Consider the following 15,302-nt stretch of genomic DNA (forward strand, 5'->3'; position numbering starts at 1 on the left):
GCCAGCAGCTGGTCCAGAACGTCCTCGTCGATTGCCATATCGATGGTCCTTCCTGTCCATCACTATGCCTCCCGCACAGAATTCCTGACACTCCCCGTTGTCCATCCACCGTCCCCGACCGTCCATGCTGATGCGGACTTCGGCCTCGCGTAGCACGCTGGTGAAGGCGAAGCTGGTGAACTGGCTACCTTGATCGGTGTTGAAGATTTCCGGCTTGCCGAACAGGGCCAGCGCCTCTTCCAGTGCCGCGACGCAGAAGCCGGCATCCATGGTATTCGACAACCGCCAGGCCAAAACCTTCCGGGTCGCCCAATCCATGATCGCCACCAGATAGAGGAAGCCCCGGCGCATGGGGATGTACGTCACGTCGGCGCACCAGACGTGGTTGGGCCGCTCGATCGCCAGCTTGCGCAGCAGATACGGATAGACCCGGTGCTGCGGATGCGGATCGCTCGTACGGGGACGCTGGTAGATCGGCGTCAGGCCCATCTTCGTCATCAACCGCCGTGCCCGACGACGACCGATCTCGTGTCCGGCACGCCGCAAGTGCCGCGCCATCTGGCGGCTGCCATACCACGGGCAGTCCAGGAACGTCGCGTCGATCACCGTCATCAGTGCCAGCGTCTCATCGGTCTCCGGCACCGGCGCATAGTAATAGGACGAGCGGCTGATCCGCAGCAGGCGACACTGCGCCGAGATTGACAGGCGATGGTGAGCAGGTTCGACCATCGCCCGCCTTCGGTCCACGCTCATCGACCGAAGGCTTTCGCTAAAAAATCCCGCTCCACGACCAGTTGCCCGATCTTGGCGTGCAACTTCTCGACCTCGCTCTCGCTGACAGCCTTGGCCACATCTCCGGCTCCAGAAAAGCTGCTCGCCATTCCTTCGATGGCCTGCCGCTTCCACGATGCGATCATCGTATGGTGCACGCCATGCTTGGCAGCCAACTCTGCCAGCGTCAGGTCGCCCCGGATCGCCTCCAGCGCCACCTTCGCCTTGAAATCCGCGCTGTAGCGCTTCCTCGTCGTCTTCATTCCCGTACCAATCCATCAGATCGGGAGTAGCTTAACACCCTGTCCGAAAAACCGGCACCACCTCAATCGACTTCGGACCGAAATCCGCAGTCGCGGAAGGCGCGCTCGTAAAGCTGTCGGGTCGCCACTTCGTCATCGCTGTCTCGACCAGCAAGTTCATGTGCCACGGGCAAGAGCTCATGGGGATCTCGACGATGGCACCGATCTACGAGGCCATCGAGGGCGCGCGACCCGGCGAGACCGTGCAGTTCAATGGCCGCGATCTTCTGGTGGAAGAGGTCGCGTAGGACCTGACGTGATTGTCCCTTAGCGCGTGGCGCTTCGACGTCGGTCCTGCTTTTGTATCATCGCGTCGAGCGCCCCCGTGATCATCGCTGCACTTGGGCATCGGGTGGCCTTCACCGCCAATGAGTGCTCTGGGCACCGGTAAACGATGGCCACCGCTGAAAGGACCGTCAGCAGCGCCGCAGCGCACAGGAAAAGGCCGCCGGGACCAGCGAGGTTCATTGCCACTCCGCCGACCAGCGGTCCCACGGCTGTCCCGATGCCGTTGAGCAGCAGAAGACCGCGCGCGGTTCCCAGAAGACGAGCGGCCGGCAGATCGTCGTTCGCGACCGCGACGCACAGCGAGTATATCGGAATCCCGAACCCTCCGAAGAGCGCTCCCGCGGCGAGCAGGAAGGGCAGGGGTGCCTCGGCCGTCAGGGCTACGCCTACGGCGGCCGCCGCAGATGCCAAGGCGGCGCCGGCGATGATCAGATTTCGAGGCACCCGGTCGGACAGCCAGCCGAGCGGCCATTGCAATGCGAGCGTGCCTCCAAGAACCGCGGCCATGAAGGCGGAAATTCCGGAAACATCGAGACCGACTTTCTGCGCGAAGCTCGGACCCATGCCCCAGAACCCGCCGATGGCCAGGCCCGTCAGGAATGCCCCGACTGTCGCAAGAGGGGAGATCGACAGGAGTTCCCGGAAGGCGACCGGCTCCTGCTCGACTTCGGCCGGAGGATGACTGGGTAGCAGGGTGATCGGAACCACCGCCGCTGAAATCAGCACGGACACGATCAGGAACAGCGTCATCCCGGCAGGTGGCGCGATGTTCAAAAGCGCTTGCCCAGCGGCCCACGATCCCATCGAGACGACACCGAAGATCGACAGAAGCTGCCCGCGCGTCGAAGGCAATGCGTGCGCGTTGAGCCAGCTTTCGGTCGCGAGGATCATGCCGGCGTAAGCCACGCCGGTGATCATTCGCAGCGGCATCCAGGCCAAAGGCTCCACCAGCGCGACATGGAGAATGGCGGTGATGGATGCGATGGCCGCGAAGCCGGCGAACGTCCTCACATGACCGACGGACACAATGACGCGCGGCAGCAAAAGCGCACCGATGGTAAAGCCCGAGAAATAGGCCGACATCATCGCGCCGATGCTGCCGCTGGAGAATCCTTCCTGTCCGGCCCGGACGATCAGCAGGGTTCCCAGCAATCCGTTGCCGAGCAGGAGAAAGGCGACGCTCAGCAGCAGCGCGGCCACGGGCGCGAGCGCGAGACCGCGCGTGGCGGCCGCCTTGACCGACTCCATCGGAGGGGTCATCTTCTGTCCCGCCGGATTAACGAGCGCCCGCATGATCGCCTTACGATGGGCCGGCGCGAGCCCTTGTCGCGGAAGGGTGTCACGGTCACTGCGGCATCTCGACATGTCCGCCGAAACCGAAGCGCATCGCCGAAAGCAGCTTGTCACCGAAGGTATGTTCGACGCGGCTCCTGAAACGCGCATACAGCGCGGCTGAGAGGACGTTGACCGGGACCGCCTCTTCCATCGCCGCCTCGATCGTCCATCGGCCCTCGCCTGAGTCCGAGACATGGCCCGAGAACTGCTCGAGCATCTGATCCCGCGCGAGCGCCGCGGCCGACAGGTCGAGCAACCAGGATGAGATCACGCTGCCGCGACGCCACACCTCGGCAACATCGGTGAGGTTGATGTCGAACCGCTCGTCTTCAGGCAGCTTCGCCGACGACCGGCCCTTGAGTATGTCGAAGCCTTCGGCATAGGCTTGCATGAGCCCATACTCGATGCCGTTATGGACCATCTTGACGAAATGGCCCGCCCCGGCAGCTCCAGCGTGGATGTAGCCCTTCTCCGCGCGCGGGTCGTGACCGTCGCGGCGGTCGACGGTGCGCGGTATCGTCCCGAGCCCCGGCGCAAGAGCGGAAAAGATCGGATCGAGATGATCGATCACCGGCTTCTCGCCGCCGATCATCATGCAATAGCCGCGATCGAGCCCCCACACGCCGCCCGACGTCCCGACATCGACGAAGTGGATACCGCGCTCTGCAAGGCCCTTGGCGCGATGGATATCGTCCTTGTAGAAGCCGTTGCCGCCATCGATGATGATATCGCCCGGCGCAGCCAGGTCGGCGATCGCGGCGATCATTACCTCGGTCGGCTTGCCGGCCGGCAGCATCACCCAGTAGATCGCCGGCTTGTCGAGCTTGCTGCGCATGTCGGCCAGCCCTGAGGCACCAACTGCTCCTTCTCGCACGAGATCGGCAACGGGCTCGGGCGAGCGGTTATAGACTACGGTGTCATGGCCGTGCCGGATCAGCCGCCGGGCTATGTTTGCACCCATGCGGCCGAGCCCGATGATGCCGATCTTCATATTCTTCTCCGCCTTGCAACATACGGTGTCGACGGCGGCCGCATCGGACTTGCGGTATCGGCGCGCCCTTCAGGTTTCATGATGCTCGAGCAGAGCGCCGATACTCGGCCGCGCTGATGAAGCGGTCGAACGCCTCGCACCAGATCACCACCGTGCTGAATGCGGCAACGTCGACGTCGGCCGGGACGGCTATGAGGAAACCATCGAAGGTCTTCACATCGCCGATGCGGCGCGACTTGTTCTTGACTGCAATGAACGCTTCTTTCGTGTCTACGAAGCGCGGGGTGAGATAGAGCTTGTAATCTGGGCCGGGGGAGAGGCGGCCGATGTGCGCTATCCGTTCGCGCGACACCTTCACGTCTCCCTCGCCCCAGTGAACGAAATCGCTGCCCTCAAGCCGGCGCTCAAATCGGCCGGTGTAGAGCGCCTCCGCACCGGTCGACGCGAGCGCCGCCGCATCCGGCGGAGGCGGCGCCGTCAGGATCGGCAGAGCGTAGATGCCGGCGGCAAATCCCAGTGACAGTGTCGCGACATGGGTCGTGGCGAGGACGAGCCAACGGCGCATCGATCAAGCCCGTTCCAGATGCGCCACCAGCTTGTCCGCGTCGATTTGGAAGTCCGAGTATACGACCGCGCCCTCAGCATCGATTACGCTGAACCAGGGCGTGCCGCGCGTCCGGTAATCCTCCATGAACGTGGGGAGACGCGCGCCAGGCGGAATAGGGTCGTGGCCGAATGCGACCGGCAGCTCGTACTGCAACTGGTTTGCCCGCAATTTCTCGAAGGTGTTTTCGTGCTCTCCCTCGAAAACCGTCTGAATCACCGCAAAGCCGACGCCCTTCGGCGCCAGGCCGGTATGAAGCCGCTGCAACGTAGGGAAGCCGTGCAGGTGGCATCCGCGGCACCAGTGCTGAAACGCAAAGAGAATCTTCGGTCCTTGCCCCAGTTGAGAAAGTGTGACCGGGGTGTCCAGCTTCGTGCCGTCTCCCCCGATCCATTGGCTAACCCGGAGTTCAGGCGCTGATTGCTCGGGAGCGGCCACTGCGTCTCTCCTCCTCAGAGATGCCGTTCGACATCCAAATCAATTTCTCCAGACCCAAGCGCCCAGCCAGTTGGATGGCCTTGGTGCTTACGATCTGCCGTGTCCGCGAGATCATGACCGCACCTTCCACAGGCTTCGACGTCGATCCGGGCGTCGACACTATGAAGTTCGCGGCACCTGTTTTCCAATAGCTGTAGGCTATAGTTTCGATAGCCAGGCTGTAAGATCAGAGACTCAGATCGCTTCCTGCGAGCCAAAATATTCGACGTCGCAGATATCGATCAGGTGAATTGCCGCTTCGCTTCACTAAATAGATGGCATGACAAAGACACGAGTTTCATATCGCGAGCATCGTGAGCTCGGCGATGTCGCTTGGCTGCGCGACTATGATCATGCCACATCGCTCGCGGCCGCTCAGGGCAAGCCTGTGTTGCTGCTGTTTCAGGAAGTTCCGGGGTGCGCGACCTGCGTGAACTTCGGGCAGGACGTTCTGACGCATCCTTTGATGGTGGAGCTGATCGCCGAGCGGTTCGTGCCAGTGGCGGTCTTCAACAATCATCCCGGCGCTGATGCCAGGATAATGCGCCTCTATGGTGAGCGATCCTGGAACAACCCGGTCACGCGCTTCCTTCACCCAGATGGAACGGAGCTTTTGCCCCGTTTGGCAGATCGGTACGATCCGCTCGCCCTTCACGAGAGGCTCAGCGCAGCTCTGGAAGCACTCGGCGGCGACGTGCCGGCCTATTTCCGCCTGCTGGGGCGTGACCTGCTCATCGAACATGGCCTGAGCGAGGGGGGCATCTATACGACGCCGTGCTTTTGGTCGGGGGAGACGAGCCTCGCTCAACATCCCGCCGTGATCACGACCGACGCGGGTTGGGTGGGTGGCGAAGAAGCGGTGCGGGTGCAATTCGACCCACGCGCCGTCACCCGGGCCGACTTGGACGCCTACGCCCGCGCAGAGGGCTTCGCACCGGTGGCGCGCGGCAGCTTCCGCTTAGACCGCGAGCCGCAATTCTACCTGCGCAAGAACGCCGTCCGTCATCTGCCGCTGTCGGCGGCGCAGCGAACTCAGATCAACCTGGCCGTACCGTATCGCAACCCGATTCCTGATTATCTCAGCCCTCAGCAGTCCGCCTGGCTTGCCGATCCGCTATTGCAGCGCGTGAGCGACGGAGAGACCTACCGCCAAGACATTCGCGATAGCTGGCCGGTGCTCAAGGCGAAGCTCGATTCCGCTTCCGAAGCCATTGACGCGAGATAGCTCGACCGAACCTCGAATTCATATCGGGGCTTGACTGGATCGCGTCGCGGTCGATCGCGGTGCAGCCGCTCGCGTTTGCGGACCACTCCCCAGGCTTTGCGAGTGCGCGAGGTGCCTGGGTCTTGGCGATCACGCGGCATCCAATGCTCTCACGGCTATTGAAACTATAGTCACAGGCTATTGGGAAACGGCAATGCTCCGAAGTTATAGTCAACACGTCGTCGTCACGAATCATGACGAACGAAATCATGTCTATACTGGCAGAGCATCAGGCACCTAGGTTTCACAAAGTTTATCTTCGTTTCGATCCGCGTGCGTAAGACTTGTGACGCAGGAAAGTGAGCTGAAAACTAGGCCGGGGCTGTCGCGACGAACAAGGGGAGTCCGGCATGGTCACGAGAGGTTTTACCGGTCGCGGATCGGGTAGCGACCAGTCCGGCCGGATTCCGCCTGGCCAGCATCTCGTCGAGAATTTTCCGGTCCTGACCGCGGGACCGACGCCGGACCTCGATACCGCGAAATGGAATTTCACGGTCAAGATCGGGCCGAAGCCGGTCAAGGTCTGGAACTGGAGCCAGTTCAACGCTCTGCCTCAGACCAGGGTGAAGAAGGACATTCACTGCGTCACGTCCTGGTCCAAGCTGGATACGGCATGGGAAGGCGTACTCATCGAGGACATCCTCGCGGACGCAGGGCTCGAGCAACCAACCGATTTCGTCCTCGTACATTCGTACGACGGCTACTCGACCAACGTGCCACTGGCGGATCTGCTTTCCGACAAGGCGATGGTCGCGCTCAAATATGCCGGCCAACCGCTTCCGCGCGATCATGGCGGCCCAGCACGCCTGCTCGTGCCGCATCTGTATTTCTGGAAGTCGGCCAAGTGGGTGAAAGCGCTGCAGTTCACAACGCGCGACGAAGCCGGCTTCTGGGAACTTCGCGGCTATCACATCTATGGCGATCCGTGGCGCGAGCAGCGGTACACCCATGACTGATGGCGCCGTGCAGGCAGCGCCGTGGCAGAAAGCCGTGATTGACCGGGTCGCCCAACAGACCCCGGCGATCAAAAGCTTCTTCTTCCGGCTGCGCACGCCTTTCACCCATGTGGCGGGTCAGCACGTCGACGTGCGCCTGACGGCGCCTGACGGCTACACGGCGATGCGCAGCTATTCGATCGCCACGCCAACCAACGATACCGGGGTCCTCGAGCTCGCCATCGAACGCTTGTCCGATGGGGAAGTGTCCCCCTTCTTCCACGACGTGGCAGCGGTCGGTGACGAGATCGAACTTCGCGGCCCACTCGGCGGGCACTTCCTCTGGCCGGGGCAGGCAGCCGAGCCAATCCTCCTGATCGGAGCAGGCTCTGGCCTGGTCCCGTTGATGGCGATGATCCGACAGCGCCGCGAGATGGCACAGACTGTTCCGACAGCCCTGCTCCTGTCCGCCCGCACGGCTCGCGACGTCCTGTTCTCGGACGAACTGCAGGCCATCGAACTGAATGACCCCGCCTTCGTGCTGTCGCTGGCGATCACCCGTGAAGCTCCGAGGCGTGCGACAGACTTCGCGCGGCGGATCGATAGTGCAGTCGTCCAAGAGGTGATCGGTCGGCTTCCCCGCACGCCTGCGCACGTCTTCGTCTGCGGGTCGAACGGCTTCGTCTGCGGGTCGAACGGCTTCGTGAACATTGCGACCGATGGCGCACTGCGCGCCGGTCTGGATGCCGCGGCAATCAAGACCGAGCGCTATGGTGGATAACGGCGCAGGTCTCGCCGCGTCCTCTCGGGCAGGGACGCTAAACCTCGGCGATCAGCGGGGAGGGCCGATGCGATGACGGTCGTCGCGCGACAATTTCATCTCAAGGCGCGTCCGGAAGGGCTGCCCGCATCCGACAACTTCGAGCTCGTCGAACGATCGCTCGCGTGTCCGCACACCGGGCAGGTTCTCGTCCGCAATCGTTGGCTCTCGGTCGACCCCTACATGCGCGGAAGGATGACCGGGCGCGAAAGCTACATGCCGCCGTTCGAGTTAGGCGAGCCCCTGGATGGGGCCGCGATCGGCGTCGTCATCGAAAGCGAAGACAGCGGCCTCAGGCCGGGCGATGTCGTCAGCCACTTCGCCGGGTGGCGTGACTATGCGGTCATCGACGCCACTTCTGCCACCAAGATCGATCCTGCGATCCCGGAGCAAGCCTATCTCGGGCCGCTCGGGTTCCCCGGCTTCGCGGCTTACATCGGCGTTCTGCGGATCGGAAAGCCGCAGTCGGGCGAAACCGTCTTCGTCTCCGCCGCAGCCGGCTCGGTCGGTTCGCTCGCCGTCCAGATCGCAAAGATCAAGGGATGCCGGGTCGTGGCCTCCGCCGGCTCAGAGGAAAAGCTTCGCTGGCTACGCGATGAGGCGGGCGTCGATGCCGCGATCAACTACAAGGAGGCGGAGGACATGTCGGCAGCGCTCGACGCGGCAGCACCAGAAGGCATCGACGTCTATTTCGACAATGTCGGCGGGACGCATCTAGAGGCAGCGCTGAACGCCGCGAACGACTTCGCCCGCTTCGCCCTTTGCGGAATGATCGACCAGTATAACAGCGAGCCGTCCGGCCCCCGCAACATCTATGCCGCGATCGAGAAGAGCATCCTGCTGCAGGGCTTCATCACGATCCACAACATGTCCGTGTGGGAAGACTTCCAGCGCGACGTCGCGCGATGGATTTTGGACGGCGAGGTCAAATGGCAGGATACCGTGCTTCACGGCCTCGAGAACACGCCGGCTGCCTTCCTCGACCTCTTCGCGGGGAAGAACAGCGGCAAGATGGTGATCGACCTGCGCGACGATCCACAGGGAGGATCGTGATGCGACGACCGCAACGCGCGACCGCGACAGCATCCCGCTGCCTCATTCCAGCGCAATTCCAGACTCTCGGGAGACCAGCATGAGCCGCTTCGCCGAACCCGTCTTCGTGGCCGCCGGCCTTCGGACCCCGTTTGGCCGCGGCGGCGGAGCGCTGGGGGCGTACGACACCGTTTCGCTGTCCGTCCCGGTGGCGCAGGCGATGGCGAAGCAGGCGGAGCCGGACCTGGTCGTGTGGGGAACCGTGATTCCGAACCTGGGCTGGAGCAACATCGCCCGCGAGGTCTGGCTCGATGCCGGGCTCAATCCGAGCGTGCCGGCGTTCTCGGTCGTCCTCGCCTGCTCGACAAGCATGACGGCGACCTTCGCCGCGGCGGGCATGCTCGGCGGCGGAACCGACCTGACGCTGGTCGGTGGGGCCGAGGTCATGAGCCGGCCTTCGCTCGCCCTGACCCCGGAGGCATCCAAGCGGCTCACGGATCTTTTCGCAAAGGATCCTGCCGCGGCGCTGGCTGCGCTGCAGGCGCTCACGCCGCGCGACTATGTCCTGCCGACCAGGGGGTGGGCCAACCGCATAACCGGCAGAACCATGGGCGATCACATGGAAGAGACGGCCAAGGCCTGGTCAATCTCGCGCGAAGCCCAGGACGACTGGGCGCTCAAGAGCCACCAGCGCGCGGTCGCCGGCTGGAATGCCGGCTTCTTCGATGATCTCGTCATCCCGCTGCCCGAGCTGGGGCGCGACGCCAATCCGCGCGCCGACACGTCGGCCGAGCGGCTAGCCGCGCTCAAGCCGGCCTTCGACCGGGATAGCGGGCTAGGTAGCCTCACGGCCGGCAACAGCTCGCCGATCACCGATGGCGCCGCCGGCTGCTGGGTCGCCAACGAGGCGGGCGTCGCCAGACTGCCGACCGATACGCCGTACGTCCGGCTCGTCGATTACGAGGTATCGGCCGTCGATCTCCACACCGAGGGACTGCTGATGGCGCCGTCCTACGGGATCCCGCGCCTGCTCGCACGGCATCGGCTCGGCTACTCCGACATCGCGCTCTGGGAGATCCACGAGGCGTTCGCGGCCCAGGTGCTGGCGAACCTCGCGGCCATCACCGACCGGGACTGGGTACGCGCGAAGGCGGGTGTCGACGAAGACATGGGCCAGTTCGACTGGGACCGCGTCAACCCGAACGGCGGTTCCGTGGCGATCGGGCATCCGTTCGGCGCCACCGGCGCCCGCGACCTCAGCCAGGCGGTGAAGGAGCTGTGGGCGCTGCCGGCTGGATCACGGGCGATCGTCAGCATCTGCGCCGACGGCGGACAGGGCACCGTCGCGCTCCTCGAGCGCGTCTGAGGGAGGCCAGCAATATGAAAGCCATCCGATTCCATGAATTCGGCGCTCCAGACGTGCTTCGATACGAAGACGCTCCGAAGCCGGACATCAAGCCGGGAGAAGTGCTCGTCCGCGTGCTCGCCGCGGGCATCAACCCCCCCGACTGGTATCTGCGGGAAGGGTACAAGGCCCTGCCGCCGGAATGGCGGCCGGAGGTCGCGTTCCCGGTCATTCCCGGGTCGGACGTGTCCGGTGTCGTCGTTGCCGTCGCTGACGATGTGCAGGGTTTCGTGCCCGGCGACGAAGCCTTCGGCATGATCCGTTTCCCGAGCTACGGCGACAGCCTGGGATATGCCGAATATGTATCCGCGCCGGCATCAGACCTCGCAATCAAGCCGCGGGCGATCGATCACGTGCATGCCGCGGCCGTCCCGATGTCGGGCCTCACAGCTTGGCAATTCCTAATCGATCTGGGTCACGACGAGCCCAATCCGCTGCAGCCGGATCGGCACGAACCCGTCCCGCTTGCCGGCAAATGGGTTCTCGTCAATGGCGCGGCTGGCGGGGTGGGCCATCTCGCGGTCCAGTTGGCGAAGCAACAGGGCGCGCGCGTCATCGCCGTCGCATCCGGCCGCCACGAGAATTTCCTGGACGATCTCGGTGCGGACGATTTCATCGATTATACGAAGACTGCGGCAGAGGATATTGTGCGCGACGTCGATCTTGTGGTCGACGCTGTCGGCGGTCCTTCGGCAGAACGCTTCCTGCGCACGATCCGACGCGGCGGCGCGCTCTTTCCGATCTTCCCGCTGGGTTTCGCCGGTCAGGATGAGGCGGCTCGGCTCGGTGTAACCGTCTCGGCGACGCAGGTCAGATCGAACGGCGCGCAACTCGCAGAGCTCGGGCAGTTGCTTCGAAGCGGAGCTGTCCGCGTCGCCGTCGACAGCACCTACCCGCTGTCGCAGGCAGCGGCAGCGCACGAGCGCGCTGCGGACGGGCACATTCAAGGGAAGATGGTTCTCACCGTCGGTGGCGCAGATGCGCACTCTGAAGATACATCTGCCGTGTCGTCGACGACATGGCCGCCGCGCACCGTCGGACACTGATGTGCAGCCGCCTGACCCGCCTTTCGCTCGCGCCCGTCGGCAGCTCGGGGCTGTTTCGGGGCGCGGCTACCCGAGCGGGCATGCGCGGGCCAGGTCTCACGCACCGGAGCACTTCGCTGCGGCCTTTCGCGATCACCCATCTCGACAATGCGATCCCTCGATGGGAGGCGATCAGTGGCTTTGAACGCTGACACGGCGGACGCAGGTGCGATCCATCGCGCCAAGGCGCTTGCGGACCTGATGGTTCTCGACACGCCTGATGAGCAGGCCTTCGACGACCTTGTTTTTATCGCGGCGAAGGCCTGCGATGTCCCGATCGCGCTGATCACCCTCCTCGACGTCGACCGACAATGGTTCAAGGCGAAGTACGGTCTGGACGTCCGGGAAACGGAGATCGAGCACTCCGTGTGCCGGATCGAGATCGATCGCGGCGACATGCTCGAAATTACGGATCTGACCGCCGATCATCGCACAAATTGCAACCCGCTCGTCACTGGCGCCCGGCACTTCCGCGCTTATGCCGGTGCACCGCTGGTTCTGCGTTCCGGTGCCGTGGTCGGCCGGCTGTGCGTCATCGACACCGAGCCACGCCCGGAAGGGCTGAGCGAGTTGGAAAGGGCGATGCTGCGGGCTCTCGCTCGCCTCGCCAGCGAGAATCTCGAGCTTCGTCGGACCGCAAGGGTCAGCAATCGCCTGACGGAGTTGCAGGCCGCCTTGGTCGAGATCGGCGAGGCCATTCGAGGTAGCGGGGACGCTGGGCAGATGGCATCAGCTACCGCCGCGATCGTCGGGCGCGTGCTGACCGCAGATCGCGCCGGCCTGGGGTCGGTTGACGACGCAGTCGAGACGATCGACATCAAGACCGACTGGACTGCGCCCGGCATTCTCAGCATCGCCGGCCGTCATCGCCTCGACGAGTATGTGAGTTTGCGGGAGCCGCTCATTTATGGCGACCCGCTGGTGGTCGCTGACGCTCTCACCGACGAACGCGCATTCTCAAACCTTTCGATCGCAATGCGCATCGGGGTTCGCGCGCTCGTCGATATGCCGGTGCGGGAACATGGCCGGACGATCGCCTTCTTCTTCGTCCATTCGGCGCAGCCCAGGCCTTGGCTGGCAGAAGAGATCGCGTTTCTACGTAGCGCGACCGACCGTCTCGAAGCCGGCGTTGCGCGACATCGATCGGACGAGCAGCAGCGCATCGTGAACGGTGAGATCGCGCACCGGCTGAAGAACATGCTAACCATGGTTCAGGCGATCGCGAGCCAGACACTGCGATCGGCCAGCGATCGTGAATCGGTCTATGCCTTCGAACGCCGCCTGATGGCGCTGAGCGCCGCGCATGACGCCCTGCTTCAGAATAGCTGGGCGCAGGCCGACCTCAAATCGATCGCGACGACGGTGGTCGAGGCAATCGGGTTCATGGATCGCGTGAAGATGGACGGTCCACCAGTGGCGTTGGGCGCGCGGGCGGCGCTCTCTTTCTCGCTGATCGTCCACGAGCTTCTGACAAACGCCTGCAAATACGGGTCTCTGACGGGCGACATCGGCGAAGTCTCGCTGACCTGGGAGATCGAGACTGACGATGGTGACGATCGCCTCATGATCAAATGGCGCGAGCGGGGAGGACCTCCAGTCACTCCACCGACGCGACGCGGCTTCGGCTCGAAGCTCATCAGCATCGGCTTGGCCGGCACCGGCGGAGTGGATCTTCGCTACGATCCGGGCGGATTTGCGGCCGACTTGCAAGCCCCCATGCGCCACCTGGCCAAGGGCTGACGGAGGAATGCGTATAATGATGAGGCCCGTGGTTCTCGTCGTGGAAGACGAGCCACTTGTTCGGCTTTTCGCATCGGACATGATCGAGGAGGCCGGCTTCGAGGTGCTGCAAGCGGCCGATGCCACGGACGCGATCGTCACTCTGGAAGATCGGCTCGATGTGCGGGTCGTCTTCACCGATGTAGACATGCCCGGCGGGATCGACGGAATCATGCTGGCGATCTGCATTCGCGAGCGCTGGCCCTCCATTCAGATCATCATCACGTCGGGGAGACCCTGGCCGGAAGGGACCGACCTCCCCGAGGACATGGTCTTTTTCTCGAAGCCATATCGTCAGGACCGGGTGCTGGAGACAGTCCGGAGGCTGGCGGCATGATACCTCGCGCCCGCTCGCCGCGGATCAATGCCGGCGCAATCTCCACCCCCCGGCCAGGACGAGCCGCTGATGCCCGGAGACCCCGGCTACTCCTCTTCTCGCTGAAAAAGTGCTCGTGATGCTGCTGCTGATGCTCTCCTACCTCGCCGGCGTGCTGACGATCATCAGCCCATGCATCCTGCCGGTGCTGCCGTTCGTGTTCGCGCGAGCAGGTCAGCCGTTCCTGCGCAGTGGCCTGCCGCTTCTGCTGGGTATGGCGGTGACCTTCGCCGGGGTAGCGACGCTGGCGGCGGTCGGCGGCGGATGGGCCGTGCAGGCGAACAGCCTCGGGAGGGCAGTGGCGCTGCTAGTACTGGGGCTGTTCGGCCTTCTGCTGCTCTTTCCCGCGCTCGCGGATCGGGCCACCAGACCGCTCGTCAAGCTCGGCGCCCGTCTCACGGAGGCGACCGGCCCGGAACGCTCCGGCGGCAGCTTCTGGACATCCCTGCTGCTTGGGTTCGCCACCGGTCTTCTATGGGCGCCGTGTGCGGGACCGATCCTCGGGTTGATCCTGACCGGAGCCGCCCTGCAGGGCGCCAATGTCGGCACGTCGCTGCTGCTGCTCGCCTACGCCGCCGGCGCGGCAACGTCGCTCGCGCTGGCGCTACTCGTCGGCGGGCGCGTATTCGCCGCGATGAAGCGGTCGATCCGTGTCGGCGACGGATTGCGCCGCTCACTCGGCGCGCTGGTGCTCGTCGCCGTGGCCGCCATCGCGCTGGGGCTCGACACGGGCTTGCTGACCAGGCTCTCGCTCGCCGGCACGTCGACCGTCGAACAGAAACTCCTGGACAGGTTCCGGCTGGATGATCGCTCGGCACAGACCAGCATGCTGGGAGACGGCCCGCTCGGCATCGAAGGGGAGTTGCCACCGCTCACCGGTGCAACGAGTTGGCTGAACTCTCCACCGCTCACGCGCGAGGCGTTGCGCGGCAAGGTCGTGCTGGTCGATTTCTGGACATACAGCTGCATCAATTGTCTGCGAACGCTGCCCTACGTCATAGCCTGGGAGCAGAAGTATCGGGCGGCCGGGCTCGTCGTGATCGGCGTTCACGCCCCCGAGTTCGCCTTCGAGAAGGATCCCGGCAACGTCGCGAAGGCGGTGCGTGACCTGGGCGTCACCTATCCCGTCGCGCTCGACAACAATCACGCGATCTGGCGCGCCTTCGACAACCGCTACTGGCCGGCCCACTATTTCATCGATGGCAGCGGCCGCATTCGATACCATCATTTCGGCGAAGGCAACTACGCCGAATCCGAAAAGGTTATCCAGCGGCTCCTTGCCGAGAATGGCCAAGCCGTCGGCGACATGCGGACCGTATCGGTACGCACTGCGGGAAGCTCTGCGGCAGCGAGCTGGAACGACGTACGCTCCCCCGAGACCTACCTAGGCTATGTGCGTGGCGAGCGTTTCACGTCACCGGGGGGCCTCGTGCGCGAAGCCGGGCATGACTATGTCGCGCCGCCTCGGCTGCCTTTGAATGCCTGGGCGCTTTCCGGACGCTGGATCGCAGGGTCGGAACATGCCTCGGCCCAATCCGCCGGCGCCCGCATCGTCTACCGCTTTCATGCCCGCGACGTCCACCTTGTGCTCGGCCCTTCCGCCACGGGCCAGCGGGTTCGGTTCCGCGTCACGATCGACGGCAAGCCACCCGCTGGCGATCACGGCACGGACATCGATGACGCTGGGAACGGCATGATCGAGGGCCAGCGTCTCTACCAGCTCGTTCGGCAGCAGGGTGCCGTGCGCGAGCGCACCTTCTCGATCGAGTTCCTCGACGCCGGCGCTCAGGCTTTCGCCTTCACCTTCGGCTGAGACGAAATGCCCGAGGCATAGCAAT

At 64.2% G+C, this 15,302-nt stretch carries 13 protein-coding genes and 2 pseudogenes; 9 read left to right on the plus strand and 6 right to left on the minus strand.

Annotated elements, in window-relative coordinates; all coding sequences use genetic code 11:
* From J2Y58_RS16895 to J2Y58_RS16920, 6 genes and pseudogenes are all read right to left on the minus strand, one after another.
* On the minus strand, nucleotides 1–906 hold a 906-nt coding region (locus J2Y58_RS16895), incomplete at its 3' end, for an IS3 family transposase (protein WP_310105650.1).
* Nucleotides 867–1,034, minus strand: a pseudogene (locus J2Y58_RS16900) (transposase); the annotation flags it as partial. The gene J2Y58_RS16895 and the pseudogene J2Y58_RS16900, both read right to left, overlap by 40 nt.
* 306 nt (nucleotides 1,035–1,340) lie before the next feature.
* Nucleotides 1,341–2,609, minus strand: a complete 1,269-nt coding sequence (locus J2Y58_RS16905) for an MFS transporter (RefSeq protein ID WP_310105652.1) — start codon at nucleotides 2,607–2,609, stop codon at nucleotides 1,341–1,343.
* A 97-nt stretch (nucleotides 2,610–2,706) separates the two neighbouring features.
* Nucleotides 2,707–3,690, minus strand: a pseudogene (gene gnd, locus J2Y58_RS16910) (phosphogluconate dehydrogenase (NAD(+)-dependent, decarboxylating)); the annotation flags it as partial.
* 73 nt (nucleotides 3,691–3,763) lie between these two features.
* Complete coding sequence (locus tag J2Y58_RS16915; RefSeq protein WP_310105655.1) at nucleotides 3,764–4,252, minus strand: DM13 domain-containing protein; 489 nt, start codon at nucleotides 4,250–4,252, stop codon at nucleotides 3,764–3,766.
* A gap of 3 nt (nucleotides 4,253–4,255) precedes the next feature.
* Nucleotides 4,256–4,729 carry a TlpA family protein disulfide reductase gene (locus J2Y58_RS16920; RefSeq protein ID WP_310105658.1) on the minus strand — a complete coding sequence of 158 codons (474 nt, stop codon included), beginning with the start codon at nucleotides 4,727–4,729 and terminating at the stop codon, nucleotides 4,256–4,258.
* Nucleotides 4,730–5,048: 319 nt separating this feature from the next.
* Between J2Y58_RS16920 and J2Y58_RS16925 the strand changes: the two genes are divergently transcribed.
* The 9 genes from J2Y58_RS16925 (at nucleotide 5,049) to J2Y58_RS16965 (ending at nucleotide 15,277) form a co-directional block, all read left to right on the plus strand.
* On the plus strand, nucleotides 5,049–5,993 hold the full coding sequence (locus J2Y58_RS16925) for a VPGUxxT family thioredoxin-like (seleno)protein, type 2 (RefSeq protein ID WP_310105661.1): 945 nt from the start codon (nucleotides 5,049–5,051) through the stop codon (nucleotides 5,991–5,993).
* Between the two features lie 389 nt (nucleotides 5,994–6,382).
* Nucleotides 6,383–6,988 (plus strand): sulfite oxidase-like oxidoreductase, encoded by a 606-nt coding sequence (locus tag J2Y58_RS16930; protein WP_126001419.1) that lies wholly within the window; start codon nucleotides 6,383–6,385, stop codon nucleotides 6,986–6,988.
* Complete coding sequence (locus J2Y58_RS16935; RefSeq protein ID WP_310105668.1) at nucleotides 6,981–7,748, plus strand: ferredoxin reductase; 768 nt, start codon at nucleotides 6,981–6,983, stop codon at nucleotides 7,746–7,748. The genes J2Y58_RS16930 and J2Y58_RS16935 overlap by 8 nt, the downstream gene beginning before the upstream one ends.
* Nucleotides 7,749–7,820: 72 nt before the next feature.
* A complete protein-coding gene (locus J2Y58_RS16940; protein WP_310105671.1) occupies nucleotides 7,821–8,840 on the plus strand; it encodes an NADP-dependent oxidoreductase in 1,020 nt (339 codons plus the stop codon).
* A 79-nt stretch (nucleotides 8,841–8,919) separates the two neighbouring features.
* On the plus strand, nucleotides 8,920–10,185 hold the full coding sequence (locus tag J2Y58_RS16945) for a thiolase family protein (RefSeq protein ID WP_310105674.1): 1,266 nt from the start codon (nucleotides 8,920–8,922) through the stop codon (nucleotides 10,183–10,185).
* Nucleotides 10,186–10,199: 14 nt separating this feature from the next.
* Nucleotides 10,200–11,270 (plus strand): NADP-dependent oxidoreductase, encoded by a 1,071-nt coding sequence (locus tag J2Y58_RS16950; protein WP_310105677.1) that lies wholly within the window; start codon nucleotides 10,200–10,202, stop codon nucleotides 11,268–11,270.
* Between the two features lie 174 nt (nucleotides 11,271–11,444).
* On the plus strand, nucleotides 11,445–13,049 hold the full coding sequence (locus J2Y58_RS16955; protein WP_310105680.1) for a GAF domain-containing protein: 1,605 nt from the start codon (nucleotides 11,445–11,447) through the stop codon (nucleotides 13,047–13,049).
* A gap of 19 nt (nucleotides 13,050–13,068) precedes the next feature.
* A complete protein-coding gene (locus J2Y58_RS16960; protein WP_310105795.1) occupies nucleotides 13,069–13,425 on the plus strand; it encodes a response regulator in 357 nt (118 codons plus the stop codon).
* A 118-nt stretch (nucleotides 13,426–13,543) separates the two neighbouring features.
* Nucleotides 13,544–15,277, plus strand: coding sequence for a cytochrome c biogenesis protein DipZ (locus J2Y58_RS16965; RefSeq protein WP_310105682.1), 1,734 nt, complete (start codon nucleotides 13,544–13,546; stop codon nucleotides 15,275–15,277).
* Nucleotides 15,278–15,302 lie beyond the last annotated feature (25 nt).

Source organism: Sphingomonas sp. BE138, assembly GCF_031456125.1.
Lineage (GTDB): Bacteria > Pseudomonadota > Alphaproteobacteria > Sphingomonadales > Sphingomonadaceae > Sphingomonas.